General features: G+C 55.5%; 20 protein-coding genes. 13 read left to right on the forward strand and 7 right to left on the reverse strand.

Going from position 1 to position 24629, the window contains the following annotated elements:
• Position 1 precedes the first annotated feature (1 nt).
• The 6 genes from lepB (at position 2) to acpS (ending at position 4707) form a co-directional block, all read left to right on the forward strand.
• Positions 2-976 (forward strand): signal peptidase I, encoded by a 975-nt coding sequence (lepB, locus tag ACH1XZ_RS00115; protein WP_185670084.1) that lies wholly within the window; start codon positions 2-4, stop codon positions 974-976.
• A 220-nt stretch (positions 977-1196) separates the two neighbouring features.
• Complete coding sequence (gene rnc, locus ACH1XZ_RS00120) at positions 1197-1877, forward strand: ribonuclease III (RefSeq protein WP_015963393.1); 681 nt, start codon at positions 1197-1199, stop codon at positions 1875-1877.
• Positions 1874-2779, forward strand: a complete 906-nt coding sequence (gene era / locus ACH1XZ_RS00125) for a GTPase Era (RefSeq protein WP_395593842.1) — start codon at positions 1874-1876, stop codon at positions 2777-2779. The genes rnc and era overlap by 4 nt, the downstream gene beginning before the upstream one ends.
• Positions 2780-2791: 12 nt before the next feature.
• On the forward strand, positions 2792-3505 hold the full coding sequence (gene recO / locus ACH1XZ_RS00130) for a DNA repair protein RecO (RefSeq protein ID WP_395593843.1): 714 nt from the start codon (positions 2792-2794) through the stop codon (positions 3503-3505).
• Positions 3506-3595: 90 nt separating this feature from the next.
• Entirely contained in the window at positions 3596-4327 is a 732-nt protein-coding gene (gene pdxJ / locus ACH1XZ_RS00135; RefSeq protein WP_395593844.1) for a pyridoxine 5'-phosphate synthase, read from the forward strand.
• Positions 4327-4707 (forward strand): holo-ACP synthase, encoded by a 381-nt coding sequence (gene acpS, locus ACH1XZ_RS00140; protein WP_035891303.1) that lies wholly within the window; start codon positions 4327-4329, stop codon positions 4705-4707. The genes pdxJ and acpS overlap by 1 nt, the downstream gene beginning before the upstream one ends.
• Here the strand turns inward: acpS and ACH1XZ_RS00145 are convergent.
• Together ACH1XZ_RS00145 and ACH1XZ_RS00150 are read right to left on the reverse strand one after the other, a co-directional pair.
• Complete coding sequence (locus ACH1XZ_RS00145) at positions 4704-4964, reverse strand: YfhL family 4Fe-4S dicluster ferredoxin (RefSeq protein WP_220438321.1); 261 nt, start codon at positions 4962-4964, stop codon at positions 4704-4706. The two genes, acpS and ACH1XZ_RS00145, sit on opposite strands and share 4 nt — an antisense overlap.
• A gap of 93 nt (positions 4965-5057) precedes the next feature.
• Positions 5058-5906, reverse strand: coding sequence for a MurR/RpiR family transcriptional regulator (locus tag ACH1XZ_RS00150; RefSeq protein WP_395593845.1), 849 nt, complete (start codon positions 5904-5906; stop codon positions 5058-5060).
• A gap of 215 nt (positions 5907-6121) precedes the next feature.
• Between ACH1XZ_RS00150 and yfhb the strand changes: the two genes are divergently transcribed.
• Positions 6122-6757 (forward strand): phosphatidylglycerophosphatase C, encoded by a 636-nt coding sequence (yfhb, locus tag ACH1XZ_RS00155; protein ID WP_395593846.1) that lies wholly within the window; start codon positions 6122-6124, stop codon positions 6755-6757.
• A 32-nt stretch (positions 6758-6789) separates the two neighbouring features.
• Entirely contained in the window at positions 6790-7323 is a 534-nt protein-coding gene (tadA, locus tag ACH1XZ_RS00160; RefSeq protein WP_395593847.1) for a tRNA adenosine(34) deaminase TadA, read from the forward strand.
• Here tadA and mltF read toward each other — a convergent pair.
• Positions 7320-8858 (reverse strand): membrane-bound lytic murein transglycosylase MltF, encoded by a 1539-nt coding sequence (mltF, locus tag ACH1XZ_RS00165; RefSeq protein ID WP_395593848.1) that lies wholly within the window; start codon positions 8856-8858, stop codon positions 7320-7322. The genes tadA and mltF overlap by 4 nt on opposite strands.
• 245 nt (positions 8859-9103) lie before the next feature.
• Here mltF and purL point away from each other — a divergent pair, with 245 nt between their 5' ends.
• The 5 genes from purL (at position 9104) to glnB (ending at position 17512) form a co-directional block, all read left to right on the forward strand.
• Positions 9104-12991, forward strand: a complete 3888-nt coding sequence (gene purL, locus ACH1XZ_RS00170; RefSeq protein WP_395593849.1) for a phosphoribosylformylglycinamidine synthase — start codon at positions 9104-9106, stop codon at positions 12989-12991.
• A 637-nt stretch (positions 12992-13628) separates the two neighbouring features.
• Entirely contained in the window at positions 13629-15065 is a 1437-nt protein-coding gene (locus tag ACH1XZ_RS00175; protein WP_395593850.1) for a sensor histidine kinase, read from the forward strand.
• Positions 15066-15082: 17 nt separating this feature from the next.
• On the forward strand, positions 15083-15781 hold the full coding sequence (gene qseG / locus ACH1XZ_RS00180) for a two-component system QseEF-associated lipoprotein QseG (RefSeq protein WP_395593851.1): 699 nt from the start codon (positions 15083-15085) through the stop codon (positions 15779-15781).
• Positions 15768-17105, forward strand: a complete 1338-nt coding sequence (glrR, locus tag ACH1XZ_RS00185; protein ID WP_035891328.1) for a two-component system response regulator GlrR — start codon at positions 15768-15770, stop codon at positions 17103-17105. The genes qseG and glrR overlap by 14 nt, the downstream gene beginning before the upstream one ends.
• A gap of 68 nt (positions 17106-17173) precedes the next feature.
• Positions 17174-17512: a nitrogen regulatory protein P-II gene (gene glnB, locus ACH1XZ_RS00190; RefSeq protein WP_002914032.1), complete on the forward strand. Its 339-nt coding sequence runs from the start codon at positions 17174-17176 to the stop codon at positions 17510-17512.
• Between the two features lie 90 nt (positions 17513-17602).
• On the opposite strand, the gene ACH1XZ_RS00195 is transcribed toward glnB, so the two are convergent.
• The 4 genes from ACH1XZ_RS00195 to cadC form a co-directional block, all read right to left on the reverse strand.
• Positions 17603-19066, reverse strand: a complete 1464-nt coding sequence (locus tag ACH1XZ_RS00195; RefSeq protein WP_395593852.1) for a POT-type proton-dependent oligopeptide transporter — start codon at positions 19064-19066, stop codon at positions 17603-17605.
• A gap of 68 nt (positions 19067-19134) precedes the next feature.
• Positions 19135-21279: a lysine decarboxylase CadA gene (cadA, locus tag ACH1XZ_RS00200; RefSeq protein WP_395594665.1), complete on the reverse strand. Its 2145-nt coding sequence runs from the start codon at positions 21277-21279 to the stop codon at positions 19135-19137.
• A gap of 92 nt (positions 21280-21371) precedes the next feature.
• Complete coding sequence (gene cadB / locus ACH1XZ_RS00205) at positions 21372-22703, reverse strand: cadaverine/lysine antiporter (protein WP_395593853.1); 1332 nt, start codon at positions 22701-22703, stop codon at positions 21372-21374.
• A gap of 341 nt (positions 22704-23044) precedes the next feature.
• Positions 23045-24574: a lysine decarboxylation/transport transcriptional activator CadC gene (gene cadC, locus ACH1XZ_RS00210; RefSeq protein ID WP_395593854.1), complete on the reverse strand. Its 1530-nt coding sequence runs from the start codon at positions 24572-24574 to the stop codon at positions 23045-23047.
• Positions 24575-24629: the final 55 nt, after the last annotated feature.

The raw sequence follows: 24629 nt of genomic DNA on the forward strand, positions 1-24629 counted from the left end.
CATGGCGAACATGTTTGCCCTGATTCTGGTGATTGCCACACTGGTAACGGGCCTTTTGTGGTGCGTTGATAAGTTTATCTTCGCGCCCAAGCGGCGGGAACGTCAGGCGGCAGCGCAGGTTGCCACCGGCGAAGCGCTGGATAAAAAAACGCTGAAGAAAGTTGGCCCGAAACCGGGCTGGCTGGAAACCGGCGCTTCGGTCTTCCCGGTGCTGGCCATCGTGCTGATCGTGCGTTCATTTATCTATGAACCGTTCCAGATCCCATCTGGTTCGATGATGCCAACGCTGTTGATTGGTGACTTTATCCTGGTGGAGAAATTTGCCTACGGGATTAAAGATCCTATTTACCAGAAGACGCTGATTGAAACTGGTCATCCGAAACGTGGCGACATTGTGGTGTTCAAATACCCGGAAGATCCGCGCCTTGATTACATTAAGCGTGCTGTGGGTCTGCCTGGGGACAAAGTGACCTACGATCCCATCGCCAAGCAGGTGACCATTCAACCAGGATGCAGCTCCGGTCAGGCGTGCGGTAGCGCACTGCCGGTGACCTACTCTAACGTTGAACCGAGCGATTTCGTCCAGACCTTCTCCCGCAGCAACGGCGGTGAAGCGACCAGCGGCTTCTTTGAGATGCCGCAGGGCGAAAGCAAAGCGGATGGCGTACGCCTGACGCAGCGCCAGGAAACGCTGGGTGATGTGAATCACCGTATCCTGACCGTGCCAATCGCGCAGGATCAGGTCGGCATGTATTACCATCAGTCCGGTTTGCCGTTGGCAACCTGGATTGTACCGCCAGGCCACTACTTCATGATGGGTGACAACCGCGACAACAGCGCGGACAGCCGTTACTGGGGCTTTGTGCCGGAAGCGAACCTGGTAGGTAAAGCGACCGCCATCTGGATGAGCTTTGAAAAACAAGAGGGTCAATGGCCAACCGGCGTGCGTTTAAGCCGCATCGGTGGGATCCATTAATTCTTAGCCTGACTTCACGCGGTGGCTGAATAGTCGCCGCGTGAATTATTTCGTGTTTTAATCCATTCAAACTAACGACATCCCTTGTCGTTGCGTATAGAATATCCCCCCGAAGTTTCGGATGTCTCTTATCAGGGACACGGCACACGAAACCGCATTGGTTTCCTTCAGGTCTGTTTCGTGTGCTGCATTTTTGACGCATTTATTTATTTGGTATCGCATGAACCCCATCGTAATTAATCGGCTTCAACGAAAGCTGGGCTACACTTTTGTTCATCAGGAACTGTTGCAGCAGGCATTAACGCACCGCAGTGCCAGCAGCAAGCACAACGAACGCTTAGAGTTTTTGGGCGATTCAATTTTAAGCTATGTGATCGCGAACGCGCTCTATCACCGCTTCCCACGCGTGGATGAAGGGGATATGAGCCGTATGCGTGCGACGCTGGTTCGAGGTAATACGCTGGCGGAAATCGCTCGCGAATTTGAGCTGGGTGAATGCCTGCGCTTAGGGCCGGGTGAACTGAAAAGCGGCGGCTTCCGTCGGGAATCTATTCTGGCGGATACGGTTGAAGCGTTAATTGGCGGGGTGTTCCTCGACAGCGACATTCAGAACGTTGAGAAGCTGATCCTCTCCTGGTACCAGACCCGCCTGGACGAAATCAGCCCAGGTGATAAGCAAAAAGATCCAAAAACACGCTTGCAGGAGTATCTGCAAGGCCGTCACCTGCCGCTGCCGTCTTATCTGGTGGTTCAGGTGCGCGGGGAAGCACACGATCAAGAATTTACTATCCACTGCCAGGTTAGCGGCCTGAGTGAACCGGTGGTCGGCACAGGTTCCAGTCGTCGCAAGGCGGAACAGGCTGCCGCCGAACAGGCGTTGAAAAAGCTGGAGCTGGAATGAGCGAAGAAAAAACTTACTGCGGATTTATTGCCATCGTCGGTCGTCCGAACGTTGGCAAATCCACGCTGCTGAACGAACTGCTGGGGCAGAAGATCTCCATCACGTCGCGTAAAGCGCAAACCACGCGTCACCGTATTGTCGGTATTCATACCGAAGGTGCATACCAGGCTATCTACGTAGATACCCCGGGCCTGCACATGGAAGAAAAACGCGCAATCAACCGCCTGATGAACAAAGCGGCCAGCAGCTCTATCGGCGACGTTGAGCTGATCATTTTCGTGGTGGAAGGTACCCGCTGGACGCCTGACGACGAAATGGTGCTGAACAAACTGCGCGGCGGTAAAGCGCCGGTGATTCTGGCGGTGAACAAAGTCGATAACGTGCAGGAAAAGGCGGATCTGCTGCCGCACCTGCAGTTCCTCGGCAGCCAGATGGACTTCCTCGATATCGTACCGATGTCTGCAGAGACCGGTCTGAACGTGGATACCATCGCGGGTATCGTGCGTAAGCACCTGCCGGAAGCTATTCACCACTTCCCGGAAGACTACATCACCGACCGTTCACAGCGCTTTATGGCTTCTGAAATCATCCGTGAAAAACTGATGCGTTTCCTGGGCGCTGAGCTGCCGTATTCAGTCACCGTTGAAATCGAACGCTTCGTCTCTAACGAGCGCGGTGGCTATGACGTTAACGGCCTGATTCTGGTTGAGCGTGAAGGGCAGAAGAAGATGGTTATTGGTAACAAAGGTTCCAAAATCAAAACCATCGGTATCGAAGCCCGTAAGGACATGCAGGATATGTTCGAAGCGCCTGTTCACCTTGAACTGTGGGTGAAAGTGAAATCTGGCTGGGCCGATGACGAGCGCGCACTGCGTAGTCTCGGTTATACCGACGATCTCTGAGAGTAATCCCCGATGGAAGGCTGGCAGCGCGCTTTCGTCCTGCATAGTCGTCCCTGGAGCGAAACCAGTTTAATACTGGACGTCTTCACGGAAGAGTCGGGTCGCGTGCGCCTTGTGGCTAAAGGCGCACGTTCCAAACGTTCCAACCTCAAAGGTGCGCTTCAGCCCTTTACTCCCTTATTAGTTCGCTTTGGCGGGCGTGGCGAAGTCAAAACGCTGCGTAGCGCGGAAGCGGTCTCACTCGCACTTCCCTTAAGCGGCATCACGCTTTATAGCGGTCTGTACGTCAACGAGTTGCTCTCCCGCGTGCTGGAGCACGAAACCCGCTTCTCTGAACTCTTCTTCGATTATCTGTACTGCATCCAGGCGCTGGCCGGTGCAACGGGCTCGCCAGAACCCGCGCTGCGCCGCTTTGAGCTCGCGCTGCTGGGGCATCTGGGCTACGGCGTCGATTTTCTGCACTGCGCCGGTAGCGGCGATGAGGTTGATGACACCATGACCTACCGCTACCGTGAAGAGAAAGGGTTTATCGCGAGCGTGGTTATCGATAACAACACCTTTACCGGGCGCCATTTGAAAGCGCTGGAAAGCCGTGAATTTCCTGACGTGGACTCGCTGCGCGCCGCGAAACGCTTTACCCGTATGGCACTGAAGCCGTATCTTGGTGGTAAACCGCTTAAGAGCCGCGAGCTCTTTCGCCAGTTTGTCCCCAAGCAGAAACCCTGATTGCACTCATCCCGCTTTCCCCCTTGCTCTTTGGGCAGAGGGCCGGGGCGAGGGGAAATGAACGTTAAAAATAAAGACACGAGGATTGTCATGGCTGAATTACTGTTAGGCGTCAATATTGACCACATTGCCACCCTGCGTAACGCGCGCGGCACCGCCTATCCCGATCCGGTTCAGGCGGCATTTATCGCCGAGCAGGCCGGTGCGGATGGCATCACCGTGCATTTACGTGAAGATCGTCGCCACATCACTGACCGCGACGTGCGCATTCTGCGTCAGACGCTGGACACCCGCATGAACCTGGAGATGGCGGTCACCGAAGAGATGCTGACCATCGCCTGTGAAACCAAACCGCATTTCTGCTGCCTGGTGCCGGAAAAGCGTCAGGAAGTCACCACTGAAGGCGGTCTGGACGTGGCCGGTCAGCTCGATAAAATGCGCGATGCCTGCAAACGCCTGGCCGGCGCTGGTATTCTGGTGTCGCTGTTTATTGATGCCGATAACGCACAGATTAAAGCCGCGGCCGACGTTGGCGCGCCGTATATCGAAATCCATACCGGCTGCTATGCGGATGCCACCACCGATGCTGAACAGGCGAAAGAGCTTGAGCGTATCGCGAAAGCCGCGACCTATGCCGCCAGCCTGGGGCTGAAGGTGAATGCCGGCCACGGCCTCACCTACCACAATGTTAAAGCGGTTGCCGCGCTGCCGGAAATGCATGAGCTGAATATCGGCCATGCCATTATTGGGCGTGCAGTGATGACCGGCCTGAAAGAGGCGGTTGCCGAGATGAAACGCTTGATGCTGGAAGCGCGCGCGTAATGGCGATTCTGGGGCTCGGAACCGATATCGTCGAAATCGCCCGTATTGAAGGGGTGATTGCCCGCAGCGGCGATCGCCTTGCTCGTCGCGTGCTCAGCGATAACGAATGGGCCATCTGGGAGACGCACCAGCAGCCGGTGCGTTTTCTGGCGAAGCGCTTTGCGGTCAAAGAAGCGGCCTCTAAAGCGCTGGGCACCGGTATTCGTAACGGCCTGGCGTTTAACCAGTTTGAAGTTTACAACGATGAAATGGGTAAACCGAAGCTGCGGTTATGGGGTGAGGCCAAGCTGCTGGCAGAGCGAATGGGCGTGGCGCATATGCATGTGACGCTTGCCGATGAGCGCCACTACGCCTGTGCCACGGTGATTATCGAAAGCTAGATCTTGTCCGCGTGATGCATCTGCACGAATTTATCCCACAGCTGCTCTTCGCTCTCTGAATGTGCCGGATCCTTAAGAATGGTATTCGGGATCGGGCACACCTTCTGACAGGTTGGCGTATCGTAATGGCCAATGCACTCGGTGCAGCGATCGCTGTTGATCTCATAGATGCTATCACCCATCGAAATCGCCTCGTTCGGGCATTCCGGCTCGCACATATCGCAGTTGATACATTTTTTGGTGATTAACAGCGCCATCAGGATATTCTCAGAAACGAAATAAACAGGGCGCGCATTATACGCTCATTTTCCACTCAGGCCATACCTTTTCTGTGGTAATAGCACCGGCGATCAAACCAGCTTTTTCACCAGCGCCTCGCTGTGGCGAATACGCTCCGGCGCGTTTTCCAGGTCCTGCTGTACCAGCCCCATAAATAGTAGGTCGGTCAACATCATCTGCGCGCTAGTCGAAGAGATAGCCGCGCTGCGGGTGGCCTGCTCTTCGGCAATGGTATACAGACAGTGCGTCGCACGCTGCTGAAGGGCGTTGGGTGAAAAGCCGGTAATAGCCACCACCTTGCCACCGACACGCAGCATCTCATCGGCGGCGAGATTAATTTCACGACGCGCGCCGGAGTAAGAGATAGCCAGCAGCAAATCATCCTGAGTCATCGCCTGAACGGTCGCCAACAGGGCGTGCATATCCTGCTCGGAAACGACGTTCAGACCGATTTTCATCAGCTTCCAGCTAAAGTTACGCGCTACCAGGCCAGAGGCACCAATCCCCGTCAGCACAATGCGGCGCGCGTTGCGCAGCAGGTTGACCGTCTCCATCAGCTTGTCTTCGGTGTTGACGTCAAGCGAAGCGTGCATCGCCGCCACGTTGTCTTTAATTAGCTTCTCACCGACAAGACGCAGCGGGTCATCGCCGCAGATCTGGTTATGAACCGGTACGGAATGCGGATTCGCGTTGCTGGCGAGCGCTTCACTCAGTGCGAGTTTCAGCGCGGGAAAGCCTTTAAAGCCTAGCTTCTGGGCGAACTTCACCACACTAGACTGGCTAACGCCAGACTGGCTGGCGAGCTGCTGCGAGCTTAAATGCCGCGCTAAATCAGGCTGCGCCAGAATAAAATCGGCGAGCTTTCTGTCGCTTTGCGCCAGCTGGGGATAACGCTGACGGATACTGAGTAAACAATTCATAATAACCTCACGGGCACAATGAGCACGACGTGCCAGGCCACCATTCTGCTCGTTTGCAAGAATTTTGTATTCTATTATAACGGAATATATCGAATTAAATGTGCTATGTGTTTGTAAAAACGTCGCTATTTCTATCAGGCGTGCCCGGTGACGAAAGTCAAAGGGTTCTCTGGTAGTCTGTAATCTGGAACGCCAGGAACTGACAGGAGTTGCATTTGATTAATCACGTTCGCCGCGTGGTGTTTTTTGACCTTGATGGCACGCTGCACCAGCAGGATCTGTTCGGTGCCTTTTTACGCTATCTGTTGCGCCGATTACCGCTTAATACGCTGCTGGTGCTCCCCTTATTGCCGATTATTGGCGCGGCAATGCTGGTGAAAGGCCGCTCGGCACGTTGGCCGGTGAGCGTATTGCTATGGGGATGTACCTTCGGCCGTCGTGAGACAACGCTGAAGGCGCTGGAGGCCAGCTTTATCGTCAGGTTTCGCGCTGCCGTCACTTCGTTTCCTGTGGTTCAGCAGCGGTTGGATAACTATCTCCAGCATCAGGATGTCGACGTCTGGCTTGTCACCGGTTCACCGCAATCGCTGGTGGAACAGGCTTATGCGGATGCGCGCTGGATGTCGCAGGTGAACCTGATTGGCAGCCAGATGCGTCGGGCCTTCGGCGGCCGAGTGCTATCGGTACGCTGTCTGGGGCGTGAAAAAGTGGTGCAGCTTGAACAGCGTCTCGGCACACCGCTGCGGTTATACAGCGGCTACAGCGACAGCAAGCAGGATAACCCGCTACTCTTTTTCTGTGAGCATCGCTGGCGAGTCACTTCCCACGGTGAGCTGGAGCAGCTGGAATAGTCAGCGCTGCGCTTTGACGGAATTTGTGTATAATGCGCCGCGTTTTATCATCTGGAGTCCCCACGTTGTCCGACATTGAACTGAATCATGAATACTGGATGCGCCATGCGCTTGTGCTTGCCCAACGAGCCTGGGACGAGGGGGAAGTACCGGTAGGGGCTGTGCTGGTGCATAACAATCAGGTGATAGGCGAAGGGTGGAACCGCCCGATTGGCCATCATGATCCTACAGCGCATGCGGAAATCATGGCGCTGCGCCAGGGCGGACTGGTGCTGCAAAACTACCGTCTGATTGATACCACGCTGTATGTGACGCTGGAACCTTGCGTGATGTGCGCCGGTGCGATGGTGCATGGGCGTATCGGTAATCTGGTCTTCGGCGCGCGTGACGCCAAAACCGGCGCGGCAGGGTCGTTAATCGACGTGCTGCATCATCCAGGAATGAACCACCGGGTAGAGATAACCGAAGGGGTGCTGGCTGAGGAATGTTCCACGATGCTCAGCGACTTCTTCCGTTATCGTCGTCAGCAGCAAAAGGCGCTCAGACAGGCGCAAAAGGGTAGCTAGTTTTTCGAGGTGAAGCGCAGCAGCGGTGATTCGTTGTTATCGCGGTCACCGCGACGCAGGAACGAAAAAATACCTGTGTCGTTTTCACTGTGCTGTAACTCATGTGGCGATACCGCCGGATAGGCTTCCGCTATCGCCATCTCCTCCGTCGCTTTCTTCTCTTTTTCCTGCAAATAGCCCACCAGGCTAATCTGGTACTTACGGATGTTTTCCACGTAAGCATAGGCCTCGTGCCCGCGGGCGTAGCCGTAGGTGAGTTTGCTGTACCAGGGTTTCTGGCTGAGCAGCGGCAGCCGCTGTTTGACGTCGGCCCAGCTATCCGGATTGCCTTTCTGCTTCGCTGTCAGCGCGCGGGCATCGAGCATATGCGCGTAGCCCATATTATAAGCCGCCAGTGCAAACCAGATTTTTTCATCCTGCGGTACGCTGTCCGGCACTTTGCTCATCATATCCTGTAGATAGCGCATCCCGCCGCTGATGCTCTGCTCGGCATCGGTACGGTCGCTCAATCCCAGACTCTGCGCGGTATTTTTGGTCAGCATCATCAGGCCGCGCACGCCGGTAGGTGAGGTGGCAAGCGGGTCCCAATGCGATTCCTGATAAGAGATGGCGGCGAGCAGTTTCCAGTCGATTTCGCTCGCGTACTTTTCAAATAGCGGCTGCAGGTCTGGCAGTACGCTATCGACCGCGCGCAGGAACGAGCGGGTATCGACATAGTCGAAATCGTCGCCGTGGCCGAGGTACTTCTCTTCCAGGCGGGCAAGGGTGCCGTCTTCATTAATATTATTGAAGAAGTCGAGCATGGCCGCAGAGAGCGTATTGTCGTCATCCTGCAGGCTAAACCAGGTGACCGGTTGCTCGTCGGTGACGTCAAGAGCCACCGCAAGCTCCGGATGAACGCGCTGGAACAGGCCGATAGCCACCGAGTCGGCGATGGTGTAGTCGAGCTTACCGTCGATAACCGCCTGCATCAGGTCGGCTGAACTGCGTTTTACGTCAACGGTCCAGGATAGGTCCGGATATTTCTGCGCCTGCAGATTTTGCAGATCGCTGATAACTACCTGACCCGGGGCAATGGTCAGTTGGTCGGCCGTGACATTGCTGAGGTTTCTTGGACGCGTGCTGCCAACGCGGTAAACCAACTGCTGTGAAACCGAATAGTACGTCGGTCCCGCCTGATAACTTTTGATGCGCTCGCTGTTATAGACCAGACCGGCAGCCAGCATATCGGCATCCCCATGGTCTAAATCATCAAACAGCTGGCTGATGTTATGCCGAACCGTGACTTTCAGCTTCACGCCCAGGTAATCGGCGAACTGTTGGGCGAGCTCATAATCGAGCCCGTAGTCTTTATCATTGACGGTGGTGTAGGTCAGCGGGGACTGTATGGTACTGACGCGCAGCTCCCCCCGCTCTTTGATCGCGGCGATACGATTCTCTGGTTTGCCAAACCAGGGAATTGAGGGCCAAAGCGCCGCCGCGAGCAGCAGCGTAACAAGGCCAATGAGCAGGTAATTAATCTTTAACTTTTTCAAATAGTTAATTCACTGCGTTGCCAGAGGAGAAACCAGATAATTTAATGCGTTATGACAGAATGAGCGGCATTTTGCTTAACATTGCGCCAGTTGGCAACTTATTCGAGAGATACGTCACATCTATTGATAAAGAAAAGAGATGCGTTTATTTCGACGCAAACGGTTTCGTATGGGCGCAGGATTCTCTATAATAGCGCCCGTTCTCCCCCATTGCGCACACTGAAAGCTGAGAAGACGAGAGACTTATGATGGAAATTCTGCGTGGTTCGCCTGCACTGTCTGCATTTCGTATTAACAAACTGCTGACGCGGTTTCAGGCAGCCAACCTCCCGGTAAGCAATATTTACGCCGAGTATGTCCATTTTGCTGACCTGGACGCGCCGCTTAATCAAGAAGAGCGAGCCCGACTTGAGCGACTGTTGCAGTATGGCCCAAGCCTTAATAGCCATAACCCAACCGGTAAACTGCTGCTCGTCACCCCTCGCCCTGGCACCATCTCCCCCTGGTCTTCAAAAGCTACCGATATCGCCCACAACTGCGGTTTAGCGCAGGTTCTGCGCCTGGAGCGCGGCGTGGCGTACTACATTGACGCTGCCAGCCTGACCGCTGAGCAGGTGAGCGTGGTGGCGGCTGAACTGCACGACCGCATGATGGAGAGCGTATTTGACTCGCTGCAGGACGCTGAAAAACTGTTTGCCCACCATCAGCCGGCACCGGTTGCTAGCGTGGATCTGCTGGGGCAGGGGCGTCAGGCGCTGATTGATGCCAACATTCGTCTGGGTCTGGCGCTGGCGGACGATGAGATTGACTACCTGCAGGATGCGTTTACCAAACTGGGTCGCAACCCGAACGACATCGAGCTCTACATGTTCGCCCAGGCGAACTCCGAGCACTGTCGTCACAAGATTTTTAACGCCGATTGGATTATCGACGGTAAACAGCAGCCGAAGTCGCTGTTTAAGATGATCAAAAACACCTTTGAAACCACGCCGGATCACGTGCTGTCTGCTTATAAAGACAACGCCGCGGTGATGGAAGGCTCTGAAGTCGGCCGTTACTTTGCCGACCACAAAACCGGCCGCTACGATTTCCATCAGGAACCTGCGCATATCCTGATGAAGGTCGAAACCCATAACCACCCGACGGCTATCTCTCCATGGCCGGGCGCGGCAACCGGCTCCGGCGGGGAAATCCGCGATGAAGGCGCAACCGGTCGCGGTGCCAAGCCAAAAGCGGGGCTGGTGGGCTTCTCCGTTTCCAACCTGCGTATTCCTGGCTTTGAACAGCCGTGGGAAGAAGACTTCGGCAAGCCGGATCGTATCGTTACCGCGCTGGACATCATGACCGACGGCCCACTGGGCGGCGCGGCGTTCAACAACGAATTCGGTCGCCCGGCGCTGACCGGCTACTTCCGTACCTACGAAGAAAAAGTGAACAGCCACAACGGCGAAGAGCTGCGCGGCTATCACAAACCAATCATGCTGGCGGGCGGGATCGGCAACATCCGCGCCGATCACGTACAGAAAGGCGAGATCGTGGTGGGCGCGAAGCTGATCGTGCTCGGTGGCCCGGCGATGAATATCGGCCTGGGCGGCGGTGCAGCCTCTTCAATGGCTTCCGGCCAGTCTGACGCTGACCTCGACTTCGCTTCCGTACAGCGCGACAACCCGGAAATGGAACGCCGCTGCCAGGAAGTTATCGACCGCTGCTGGCAATTGGGCGATGCCAACCCGATTCTGTTTATCCACGACGTGGGCGCAGGCGGCCTGTCTAACGCCATGCCGGAGCTGGTGAGCGACGGCGGACGCGGCGGTAAATTCCAGCTGCGCGACATCCTGAGCGATGAACCGGGGATGAGCCCGCTGGAAATCTGGTGTAACGAATCCCAGGAACGCTACGTGCTGGCGGTGGCCGCTGACCAGCTTCCGCTGTTCGATGAACTGTGTAAGCGTGAACGCGCGCCGTACGCGGTCATCGGTGAAGCTACCGAAGAGAAGCACCTGACGCTCAGCGACAGCCACTTCGACAATCAGCCAATCGACATGCCGCTTGATGTGCTGCTCGGCAAAACGCCGAAGATGACCCGCGACGTGCAGACGCTGAAAGCGAAGGGCGAAGCGCTTGCCCGTGAACAGATTACGATTGCCGATGCGGTGAACCGCGTACTGCACCTGCCAACCGTCGCGGAGAAAACCTTCCTCGTGACCATCGGCGACCGTACCGTCACCGGTATGGTCGCGCGCGACCAGATGGTTGGTCCGTGGCAGATCCCGGTAGCGAACTGCGCGGTGACCACCGCCAGCCTCGACAGCTACTACGGCGAAGCGATGTCTATCGGCGAACGTGCGCCGGTTGCGCTGCTGGACTTTGCCGCTTCCGCCCGTCTGGCGGTAGGTGAAGCGCTGACTAACATCGCTGCGACCCAGATTGGCAACATCAAACACATTAAGCTCTCGGCAAACTGGATGTCAGCCGCAGGTCACCCAGGCGAAGACGCTGGTCTGTACGAAGCGGTGAAGGCGATTGGCGAAGAGATGTGTCCGCAGTTGGGCCTGACCATTCCGGTGGGCAAAGACTCCATGTCGATGAAAACCCGCTGGCAGGAAGGCAACGAGCAGCGCGAAATGACCTCGCCGCTGTCGCTGGTGATTTCCGCCTTTGCTCGCGTTGAAGATGTGCGTCACACCATCACGCCGCAGCTGGTCACTGAAGACAACGCCCTGCTGCTGATTGACCTCGGTAAAGGTCATAATGCGCTGGGTGCGACCGCGCTGGCGCAGGTTTACCGCCAGCTGGGCGACAAGCCAGCCGACGTGCGCGATGTCGCGCAGCTGAAAGGCTTCTACGAGGCGATTCAGGCGCTGGTCGCACAGCGTAAGCTGCTGGCCTACCACGACCGTTCCGACGGCGGCCTGCTGGTGACGCTGGCGGAGATGGCCTTTGCCGGTCACTGCGGCGTGGAAGCCGACGTGGCAACCCTCGGCGACGATCGTCTGGCGGCGCTGTTCAACGAAGAGCTGGGCGCGGTGATTCAGGTGCGTGCCGCTGACCGCGAAGCGGTAGAGGCGATTCTGGCGGCCAACGGCCTGGCAGACTGCGTACACTTCCTCGGTAAAGCCGTGGAAGGCGACCGCTTCACCCTGACCGCCAACGGTCAGTCGGTATTCAGCGAAAGCCGCACTACGCTGCGTATGTGGTGGGCAGAAACCACCTGGCAGATGCAGCGTCTGCGTGATAACCCAGAGTGTGCCGATCAGGAACACGACGCGAAAGCCAATGATAACGACCCGGGCCTCAACGTGAAGCTCACCTTCGATATCGCGGCTGATGTCGCAGCACCTTACATCTCCACCGGTGCGCGTCCGAAAGTGGCGGTACTGCGCGAGCAGGGCGTGAACTCTCACGTTGAGATGGCGGCTGCTTTCCACCGTGCGGGCTTTGATGCCATCGACGTACACATGAGTGACCTGCTTGCTGGGCGTACCGGTCTGGCAGACTTCCAGGCGCTGGTGGCCTGCGGTGGCTTCTCCTACGGTGACGTACTGGGCGCGGGGGAAGGCTGGGCAAAATCCATCCTGTTCAACAACCGCGTACGCGACGAGTTTGCGACCTTCTTCCACCGTCCGCAGACGCTGGCATTGGGCGTGTGTAACGGCTGCCAGATGATGTCTAACCTGCATGAGCTGATCCCAGGCAGCGACCTGTGGCCGCGCTTTGTGCGTAACCAGTCCGACCGCTTTGAAGCGCGCTTCAGCCTAGTGGAAGTGGCCAGCAGCCCATCGCTGCTGCTCGCCGGTATGGAAGGTTCTCGCATGCCAATCGCCGTTTCTCACGGTGAAGGCCATGTAGAAGTTCGCGACGGTGCGCATCTGGCTCAGCTTGAAAGCAAAGGGCTGGTGGCGCTGCGCTTCGTGGATAACTTCGGTAAAGTCACCGAAGCTTATCCGGCGAACCCGAACGGCTCGCCAAACGGGATCACCGCCGTGACCAACGAAAGCGGTCGCGTCACCATTATGATGCCGCACCCGGAGCGCGTGTTCCGTACGGTCTCCAACTCCTGGCACCCGGAAAACTGGGGCGAGGACAGCCCGTGGATGCGTATCTTCCGCAATGCGCGTAAGCAGCTTGGTTAAGACTAACGCTTAACGTATCAAGCCCCTCCTGGTGAGGGGCTTTTTTATAGGTAGGCCGAATAGGGCGTTTACGCCGCCATCCGGCAATATGCGCAGATTTGCCTGATGGCGCTGCGCTTATCAGGCCTACATTAAGGCGTTGTTATCGAGAGTGTCGGGAAACCCCGACATAGAGAGGGTTGCGGTGTCGCCAAATGGAGACATTTAACGTGATGATTTATATGTTATTTTTAATTATCGATTTTAGGTGTTGCTAATTAGCGACAAAAAGCCCAAAACCCGTTCAGCAACGAACAATATGATAATTGGTATATTTTCTATATTTATCATTATGTTAATTTATTGTTTTGTATTGTGGCACGCATCGTGCATAATATTAACCAGTGGCTCATTCACCTTCTTATGTCAGCCCCTTCGGGACGTGCTACATAAACTTCGAATGACGCACAACAAGGTGCCTGCCGTCCAGCAACTGATAATAGCGATGCTTTATCAACCATCGGGCGAAACGTTGAGTTAGGCACCGCCTTATTCCATAACAAAGCCGGGCTTCTGCCCGGCTTTGTTATTTCTGGCCTTTCCCTCATCGATAACCTCAGTTAGCATTCCGTTACGTTGATTGACTGAGACCTCTCTTTTGAAACGCCTCTCGCTTTCCCCACGATCGCTTCGCCAACTGGTGACGCTGGCTTTCCTGCTGATTCTGCTGCCGCTGCTGGTGCTTGCCTGGCAGGCATGGCAAAGCCTCAACATGCTCAGCGCTCAGGCTGAACAGACCAACCGCACCACGCTGATGGATGCCCGACGCAGCGAAGCGATGGCGAACGTCGCACTGGATATGGAGCGTAGCTATCGCCAGTACTGCGTGCTGGATGATCCGACGCTGGCGAAGGTGTACCAGAGCCAGCGTAAGCGCTATAGCGACATGCTGGAGGCGCACGCGGGCGTGCTGCCTGATGACACGCTGTATCAGCGTCTGCGGCAGAATCTTCATGACCTGACGACCCTCCAGTGCACCAACAGCGGCCCGGAAAAGCTGGCGGTGATGAAGCTCGAAGCGTTTTCCAGCGCTAACGGCGAGCTGGTGCAGGCGACCCGCACCGTGGTCTTCTCTCGTGGACAACAGTTACAGCAAGCGATTGCCGAGCGCGGCCAGTTCTTTGGCTGGCAGGCGCTGGTGCTGTTTCTTGTAAGCCTGGCGATGGTGCTGCTGTTTACCCGTATGATTATCGGCCCGGTGAAGGGCATTGAGAGCATGATTAACCGTCTGGGCGAAGGGCAATCGCTGGACGGTGAAGTGATGTTCCGAGGCCCGCGGGAATTGCGATCCGTTGGGCAGCGTATTATCTGGCTCAGCGACCGGCTCTCCTGGCTGGAGTCGCAGCGCCACCAGTTTCTGCGTCACCTCTCCCACGAACTGAAAACGCCGCTGGCCAGCATGCGCGAGGGCACCGAGCTGTTAGCCGACCAGGTTGTCGGCCCGCTGACGGCGGAGCAAAAAGAGGTGGTGGATATTCTCGACAGCAGCAGCCGCAACCTACAAACCCTGATTGAACAACTGCTGGACTACAATCGTAAACTCAGTGAAACCACCGTACGCATGGAGTACGTGGCGCTGGCGCCGCTGGTGGAGATGGTGGTTTCTGCGCACAGTCTCCCGGCACGGGCTAAACTGATGCACACGCAGGTTGACCTACAGGCGCCAGCTTGCCTGGCTGAACCGACGCTTCTGATGAATGCGTTGGATAATCTCTACTCGAATGCGGTGCACTATGGCACTGAATCCGGTAACATTTATCTTCGTAGCCATCGGGATGGTGCGCGGATAGCCATAGACGTTATCAATACCGGTACGCCGATCCCGGACGGCGAAAAATTAATGATTTTCGAGCCTTTCTATCAGGGCAGCCATCAGCGCAAAGGTGCGGTGAAGGGAAGCGGCCTGGGGTTAAGCCTTGCGCGTGACTCCGTTCGGAAAATGCACGGAGAGCTTCAGCTTCTCGACACCCAGGACGGCAACGTCTGTTTTCGTATTGAGCTTCCCGTACCTGGGCTTGAAAAAACAATCACATGAATCGAAATCGAGTCACTATGCCCCAATTTTTAGCACGGACAAGTCGGTTGCCACGGCGGTGGTGCGGCGGGTTATTTGGGCTCGCCTGCCTGATGCTTTCCGGCTGTAATAGTACGCTGACGCCACACAGCCTCGGCAATAGTACCGAAAGCGGCGAACCGCGCCAGCAGGTCGCGGATTATCTGTCGACCAACTGTGATGATATCTGGTCGCTGGACGGCGACACCGCAGAGAACAACCCCCTTTACTGGCTGCGCAGCGTAGACTGCGCCAACCGTCTATCGGCAGCGCGCGCGCGCGCCGAAGCCAGCCCGCTGACAACGGATACCTGGCAGGGCGCGTTGAAGCGCGGCATCCTGCTGGCGAACGCCAAAATTACCCCGACCGAGCGTCGGCAGGTGGTCACGGCGATTGATACCCTCAGCCCGCAAATACCGGTTCGCATTCGCCCGCTTTATCAGCTCTGGCGCGATGGACAGGTGTTACAGCTGTCGCTGTCTGATGAACGTCAGCGATACAGCAAGCTGCAGGAGACCAGCGACGGACAACTGGATGCGCTGCGCTTACAACAGCAGCAGCTACAGGGCGAACTGGATTTAACCACCCGCAAGTTGCAAAACCTGACGGATATCGAACGCCAACTCTCCACCCGTAAACCGGGCGCTGATATGTCTCACGGCGCGGCAGCTGACGAGGATAAACATGACCAACCGTAAACCCGCGCACCTGCTGCTGGTGGATGATGACCCCGGCTTGCTGAAACTCCTCGGGATGCGTCTGACCAGCGAAGGCTATCGGGTTGTTACGGCAGAAAGCGGCCAGCAGGGGCTGCGAGTGCTGGCGAAAGAGCGCATCGACCTGGTGATAAGCGACCTGCGCATGGACGAGATGGACGGCCTGCAGCTGTTCAGCGAAATTCAGAAAGTACAGCCGGGAATGCCGGTCATTATCCTGACTGCCCACGGCTCAATTCCAGAAGCGGTCTCGGCGACCCAGCAGGGCGTGTTCAGCTTCCTCACCAAACCGGTGGATAAAGACGCGCTTTATAAAGCCATCGACGAAGCGCTGGAGCGCACGTCACCGGCAAACGATGAGCGGTGGCGGGAAGCGATCGTCACCCGCAGTCCGCTGATGCTGCGTCTGCTTGAACAAGCGCAGATGGTGGCGCAGTCCGACGTCAGCGTGCTGATTAACGGCCAGAGCGGCACCGGTAAAGAGATTCTGGCGCAGGCCATTCACAATGCCAGCCCACGCCACGCCAAGCCGTTTGTGGCCATCAACTGTGGTGCGCTGCCGGAGCAACTGCTGGAGTCTGAACTGTTTGGCCACGCGCGCGGCGCGTTTACCGGTGCGGTCAGCCACCGGGAAGGCTTGTTCCAGGCGGCGGAAGGCGGCACGCTGTTTCTTGATGAAATTGGCGATATGCCCGCGCCGCTGCAGGTGAAACTGCTGCGCGTACTACAGGAGCGCAAGGTGCGGCCGCTCGGCAGCAACCGTGACCTCGACATCAACGTGCGCATTGTCTCCGCCACCCACCGGGATCTGCCGAAAGCGATGGCTCGCGGTGAGTTCCGTGAAGATCTCTTCTACCGCCTGAACGTGGTGAATCTCAAGATCCCAACCCTTGCCGAGCGCACCGAAGATATTCCGCTGCTGGCAAACTACCTGCTGCGCCAGGCGGCGGATCGCCATAAGCCGTTCGTTCGCGCTTTTTCTACCGATGCGATGAAGCGTCTGATGGCCGCGAACTGGCCTGGCAACGTGCGCCAGTTGGTCAACGTGATTGAGCAATGCGTGGCACTGACTTCATCGCCGGTTATCAGCGATGCGCTGGTTGAACAGGCGTTGGAAGGTGAGAACACCGCGCTGCCCACCTTCGTGGAAGCGCGCAATCAGTTTGAACTCAACTACCTGCGCAAGCTGCTGCAAATTACCAAAGGTAACGTCACTCATGCGGCACGTATGGCCGGACGAAACCGCACGGAGTTCTACAAATTGCTCTCCCGACATGAACTGGATGCGAACGACTTTAAAGAGTAGCACCCGAAATACGTCTGATTTATGATACGGTAAGCAACCGGTTACGCGATAAAAACGACAGGAACACCATGAAAAAGATTGATGCGATTATTAAACCCTTCAAACTCGATGACGTACGTGAAGCGCTGGCGGAAGTTGGCATCACCGGGATGACGGTAACGGAAGTGAAAGGCTTTGGCCGTCAGAAAGGTCATACCGAGCTGTACCGCGGCGCGGAGTACATGGTGGACTTTCTGCCGAAGGTAAAAATTGAGATCGTGGTGACCGACGATATCGTCGATACCTGTGTGGATACCATTATCCGCACCGCGCAGACCGGTAAAATCGGCGACGGCAAAATCTTTGTCTTTGACGTCGCGCGCGTGATTCGTATCCGTACCGGCGAAGAAGACGACGCAGCAATCTAATAGACGTAGGCCGGATAAGCGAAGCGCCATCCGGCAGAGCCTGTGCAGGGTGCCGGATGGCGGCGCAAGCGCCTTCTCCGGCCTACAGTATTACTCGTCGGTCTGTGCTAAAGGTTCGCTGGACGAACCCAGCAAACGCTTCAACGCCACCAGCACCACAATCAACGCCACCACGCCCAGCGTCCATTCCCCCATCTGCGAGAAAAAGTGCCCATAGGCATCGATAGCCGTATCGCTAATCTGTGATTCGGTGGTTTTCTGCGCCACCACACCCGCCAGCCAGTTGGCCACCGAGCCGGTTGCTAACATATAGATGCCGGTCAGCACGCCGGTTACGCCGGGCAGGTTCAGGCGCGTAATCTGCGCCATCGCCACCGGGTCAATAAACAGCTCGGCGAAGCCCATCAGCGCCAGCCCGGCGACCATCATGCCCATCGAAGCCTGACCGTGCAGTTGCGCCCCGTGCGCATTCAGCGCCAGCAGCATAAAGCCCGCGCCCATCAGCACCAGTCCGAACGCGAACTTCAGCCATACTCGCAAGGCGGAACTGACGCTGCTTTCGGGACGCGCCAGCCAGGCCAGCACCACGCCCGCCGCCATCACCGCCACGGCGTTGACCGACTGGAAGAGGGCGGTAGGTACGTCGAAGCTCAGCCAGTGACGGTTAACAAAATGGTCGATAAACAGGCTGATTGAGCTGCCGCCCTGCTGGGCCAGTACCCAGAACAACGTGCCGGTCAGCATCAGCAAAATGATTTGCCACAGCGCGCGGCGCTGCGCCGGAAAGCGCAGCATAATGCGCGCCACGATAACGGCGGCGGCAGCGCAGACAATCGCCAGCAGATAACCAGACCCGTCGTTTTGCAGCAGCAGGGTGAAGAATAGCGGTGCGATGCATAGCGCCAGCGCCAGCCAACCCCAGGTCGGCAGGACAAACTTCACTGCTTTCAGCGCCGGTTTGTTCATTCCTTGGGTATGGCGGAAATGGCGTTGACCGCTTAAGAACACGATCAGGCCAATGAACATGCCGATGCCCGCCAGCGCGAAGCCAACGTGCCAGCCGTACCACTGCGCGGCCAGTCCGCAGGCGATAGGCGCTGCAATGGAGCCGATGTTACCTGCGGCGTACAACAGCGAAAAACCACCGTCTCGACGGTTGTCGTCGGGCGCGTACATCTCGCCTAACAAACAGCTGATATTGGATTTAAACAGGCCGTAGCCGCAGATGATAATCCCCAGTGCAAGGTATAAACTCCACGTGGAATCCGATTCCACGCCGAGCACGATATGCCCAAGCGTCATTAGCAGCGCGCCTGAAATGACGGCGATTCGGTTGCCGAGCAGACGGTCGGCGAGCCAACCGCCCAGAATAGGGGTCACATAGACCAAAGAGGCGTAGGCGCTGAAGAGGTCGATAGCGTGGCTATCGTTGAAGCCAAGCTGGTGGGTAAGATAAAGGATGAGCAGGGCGCGCATGCCGTAAAAACTGAAATATTCCCAGATTTGAATCGCCACGATGTAATAAATCGCGCGCGGTTGTGAGGGTGTTTTCATCTCGACTCCTTGCTGTGTGAATGCATGAAAAAGGGAAGTGGCAAGCCACTTCCCTTTGGTCTTTCTCGTTATTTATTATTTTCTTTCAGTACTTTAACCGTGTAACGACCATCGGCTTGACGATACGCACCGTGGATGTCGGTTTCGAAGCCTGGGTAATGCGCGCCGATTTCACACAGCATCTGCAGGAACTCCAGCACCGGACGGCTCTCCTCGGTGATCATCTCACCCGGCATCACCAGCGGCACGCCTGGAGGATACGGCAGGATCATGTTGGCGTTGATACGACCCACCACGTCATCCAGATAGACCTCTTCCGTTTCACCGTGCAGCTCTTTCTGGAACGCTTCGAACGGGGTAATTTCCATGGCTGGCAGCACTTCAAAGGCGCGGAACATCAGGTCCGGCAGGTTGTGATGCTCAACCAGTTTGTGGATGTCCTGTGCCAGCTCCTGGATACGCATGTTTTCATAGAATTCCGGCGCTTCCTGGTACAGCGAAGGCAGAATGTTTTTCACACGCAGGTTCAGGTCAAAGGCGCGTTTGAACTCGGTCAACGCGCGCAGCAGGCTCAGCGCTTTGGTTTTATCGATCCCGATGCTGAACAGGAACAGCAGATTGTACGGGCCGGTTTTCTCAACGATGATGCCGCGTTCGTCGAGGTATTTAGCCACCAGACTCGCCGGAATACCGAAGTCATCCATGGTACCGTCTTTTTTCATGCCCGGAGTCAGGATGGTGACTTTGATCGGGTCGAGGTACATGTGTTCGTTATCGATGTTTTTAAAGCCGTGCCATGCGCTGTCAGAACGCAGCGGCCAGCAGTCAGGGCCGTCGATGTGCTCAGGCTGCCAGACGTCAAAGAACCAGCCTTCGGACTCGCCTTTCAGACGTTTGATCTCTTTACGGAACTTGATCGCACGTTCGATAGAACCGTTGATGAGACGCTTACCGGCATTACCTTTCATCATCGCCGCCGCGGTTTCGGTGGACGCCACGATACCGTAATGCGGAGAGGTGGTGGTGTGCATCATGTAGGCTTCGTTGAAGGTCTCTTCGTTGATGTCGCCCTTCACGTGAATCATCGATGCCTGAGAGAACGCCGCCAGCAGTTTGTGCGTGGACTGGGTCTCGTAAATCACTTTGCCTTCAACACGGTCGCCGCTCATCCCACATTTGCCCGCATAGATTGGCGAGAAGTTGGTGTAAGGCACCCAGGCAGAGTCGAAGTGGATGGATTTCACATCCAGCGTCTTCTTGATGTAGTCAGTGTTGTACAGCAGACCGTCATAGGTGGAGTTAGTGATCACCGCATGCACCGGCCAGGTGGCGTTTGGTGTCGCTTTCACACGCTTTTCAATGGTGGCGCGCTGGAATTCGCTCTGTGGGATACCGCCGAGAATGCCGTAAGCGTTACGGGTCGGGCGGAAGTAGATCGGCGTAATGTTGCTCATCATCATCAGATGGGTGAGCGATTTATGGCAGTTACGGTCGATAAGCACCGTGCTGCCGGCTGGAGCAGAGTACATGCCAACGATTTTGTTCGCGGTAGACGTACCGTTAGTCACCATATAGCTGCGCTCAGCGTTAAAGACGCGGGCGATATACTCTTCGGCTTCTTTGTGCGGGCCGGAATGGTCCAGCAGAGAACCCAGCTCGGAAACGGAGATGGAGATATCAGATTTCATGGCGTTAGGGCCGAAGAAATCATGGAAGATGCTGCCGACCGGGCTTTTCTGGAAGGCGGTGCCGCCCATGTGGCCAGGGGTACAGAAGGTGTATTTGCCTTCACGCACGTATTTGAACAGCGCTTTGGTCAGCGGTGGCAGAATGGTGTCGATGTATTCGTCGGTGCTCTGGCGGATTTTTGCCGCAATGTCAGCCGCTGCGCCCAGCGCATACTCGAAGAAGCGAACCTGCATACGCAGATCGTTGAGGCTAACGTCGAGCGTAGAGTAGCTGTTGGCAAAAGCATAAACCGGCATGTACTCGTTCAGCGCGCTGATCTCTTCACACAGCTCAAGGTTGTACTTATCCCAGTCAAAAATCACGCCGCAAAGATTGGCATTATTTTCAATCAGCTTCAGCAGGTCTTCACGGTCATTTGGGTAAACGATGCGGAAGTTCAGGCCTTCCAGCGCGCGATGAAGTTCACGAATAGGCTCTTCTTTAAAGTAGACGCCCATGTGGTTCATGATAGCAATAACGTTCATAGTCATAGTCATGTTTCCGGATAAAGAAGGCCCCTCCCGCCATGATGTAGCAGGTGAAGGTAGGAGCCTTTAGAGAAATTAGTGGGGAGCGATTAAAGCGCTTCAGCCGTTTTGTTTTCGTCGTCGTTATGCTGACGCTGGTGCATTTTGCGACCGTAGAACATCAGGATGACCAGGCTGACGATGAAGGTGCCGGACAGTTCGAAGGAGCTTGCGCCCATCAGCGCGATGAAGCAGAACGCACAGCCCAGAACCGAACAGATAAGGCTCACGAAGTTGCGCACGTTGATGCCTTCGAAGCGAATCAGGTCAACGCAGGAGTAGAAATAAGGCAGCATGGTCAGCAGTACGGCAATACCGGTCAGTTCACCGAACAGGTCGGAAGCTTTACCGCCGTTGGAGTTCATCACGGTGATGATAATCATCAGACCGGTCATTTTCAGGCCTGCTAACAGCAGGCCTTTCTTAGGAATGCCGTTTTTATCGAGTTCGCCATACACTTTCGGGAAGTTACCGTCGTTGGCGGCACGCACGCCAGCCTGACCAACTAGCATCATCCAGGAGCCCAGAGACGTCAGGCACGCAAAGGCGGTGAAGGCAGAAACCAGTGGAGCGGCCCAGCTACCCAGAATGGTCGAGGCGCTGACGGCAAACGGTGCACCGGAAGAGGCCATGACGGAAGCCGGGTACATACCGGAGATAACCTGAGTGGCGGCGATATAAACGATACCCGCCAGCGCGGTACCCAACATGGTTGCCATCGGTACGGTACGTTTCGGGTTTTTCACCATGCCGGTGCTGACGGCGGCAGATTCCACGCCGACGAACGCCCACAGGCACAGCAGAATACTTTTGATAACCGCATGAGGATCGGTAGTGGTGGAGGTGTTCCAGTTTGCGTGGTAGGTCGCCATATCAAACCAGTGCCAGCCGACAACGGCGGTCAATACTACAGGGATCAACACCAGGAACAGGCCGATAGTGGTCAGACGGCTTACCCAGGTACCGCCCAACATGTTGATAAAGGTGAACAGCCACACGATGGCGATACACGCGATACCTGCAGGAATAGGGTCGTTTAATACCGGGAAGTAGGTGGATAAATAAGAAACGGCGGTAATACCGATAGCCAGGTTACCGATCCAGTTAGCGTGGTAATAAAGAACGCCGGTCTGGAAACCGAAAGCCGGAGATAATTCACCGGCGTACGCAATTGGGCCACCCTGCTGCGGGTTTTTTGTCGCCAGTCGGGCGTAAACGTAAGCCAGTGACATGGCACCAATAATAGAAATAACCCAGCCCCAAATAGCAATACCACCGATGCTGGCGAGGTTCGCGGGTAATAATGCAATACCGCTCCCCATCATATTCCCGGCAACAACGCCGGTACAGGCAAATAGCCCGATCTTCTTGGCAGAACTCATGTTCGTTTCTCCTGAACAGTATTTTTAGGACCGGATCGCAGAATGAGTAATACCAAGTGATCCGACCAACTGACGGCAATTATTACTGAGCAGGCTAAGAGAAGTCCTAAAGTAAAAGTGAAATTAAAACAAACATGAAAAAGATGAGGTCTTTACCTTTTTTGATTAACACATCAGGATAAAAACTTTATATCAGGAAAAGGTAAATGGCTTCTAATTACAAGTGGTTAGGTGGTGGTATTCCATAAGGTGAAATGTTGTCGCAGGGTAACAAATAACACCTTGCGACAACATCAATATTACATTAGGAGTGCGATTATTTAACCGTGATAATGGAATTGTTAGGCTGGCGATGACTCTTTAGCTAAAAAAGACTGTAAGTACGGAACTATTTTCTCAATGGATGTCTGGAATACACCATTTTGGATCCAGTACAGCGTGTTCTCGCCCGGTCGTAAATTAAAAGCTGTAATATAGGCATCAGCCGCCAGACGACTCTCGCCTTTCATTTCATAAACTTTACCCAGCAGTACGTAGTTAAGCCATGACATCTCAATTTCAATGCTTTTATTCACGGAATCAAAAGCGTTGTCGATGTTGCCTTTGCTTAAATAATCTATGGCTTTAATTCGATACAGTATGGAGCTGCCTTGAATCTCCGGCATTTGTTCTACCCGCGCTAATTCTTCATTTAGGGCGGCCAATTGCTGAGTATCAAAAGGTTGTTGTGATTGGCGTAAGATATCCACCATTGCCTTTTGTGCATAGGCGTAAGCGAAGCCGGGTGAGGATTTCGTGATGTTCTCAAGCAGCGTGCTGGCCTTGTTTAACGATGGTGCATCACCCACAGAAACCAGCTGCAGCGCCTGGTAAAACTGTGCCAGCGCCTGAGTTTCCGGCAGCTTCAGTCGGGTCAGTTGCTTCTGCATCTCTTCTGGCCACGGCTGCGCCAGCGCGCTGGAGAGGCTATCGAACAGATCGCCCTGGATGGAGACCAGGTTGCTATCGGTGACAAAATAGCGCTTATCAAGCATGGTTGAGCCATCAGCGTTGTCGATAAGCAGTACCGACATAAAGCACTGCTGGGCGCGGTAGTGGCGTTGATTCACAAAGCTGATAGTCAGCGTCTTCCCGGAACTGCTCGGTTCATTCACGTTGTAGTTGGTTTTGTCGTGAACCATAAAGGTGGAATAGGTGTTCAGCGAGGTGGTAATCAGCGTGCCGAGGCCGATGGCATAAGACTGCTGCGAGGCCCAGTTATTACAGGATGAGCCCGGCTCAAAGCGGACATCAACATCGCGTGGGTTAAGCAGCAGATGGGTGCGCGTGACCTGCGGATGCGGGCGCACCACGCTCAACAGGACCATGGCAATCAGCACGCCAAGCGATAGTGTAAAGGCACACTGGGTCCAGAAGTTGGCAAACCAGCGGCGTGGTTTCTGCTCGAAAACGGCGGCGGACGCAGGGCTTTGTGCGGGTGCGACAGGGGCGCTAGCAGCGGTAGTTACGGGCTGTGACTCAGTAGCTTCACCTTGTATTTCAGACTCGCTAAGCCAGGTCACGGGGGCCGTAAGCTGGTAGCCACGTTTCGGCACGGTAATAATGTATTCAGCGTGGTTATCGCCACCGTCTCGCAGCGATTTACGCAGTTCAGAAATACTCTGAGTGACCACATGGCTGGTCACAATATTCCGCATCCAGATATTATCAATCAGCTCGTCGCGGCTGAGCACTTCTCCAGGATGACGGGCAAAATACATCAGTAGATCGATTAATCGAGGTTCCAGAGTGAGCTGGCGTCCAGGACGGCTAATTTGATTCACTGAAGGCGTGACAAGCCATTCCCCAACGCGCACAAAGGGTTGTTGCATAAAAATGAGTCACCAAAGGAAATGAAATAGATAAGTGAGCAATCATAACACAGCT

The sequence above is a fragment of the Kluyvera chengduensis genome (assembly GCF_044197065.1).
GTDB classification, from domain to species: domain Bacteria; phylum Pseudomonadota; class Gammaproteobacteria; order Enterobacterales; family Enterobacteriaceae; genus Kluyvera; species Kluyvera ascorbata_C.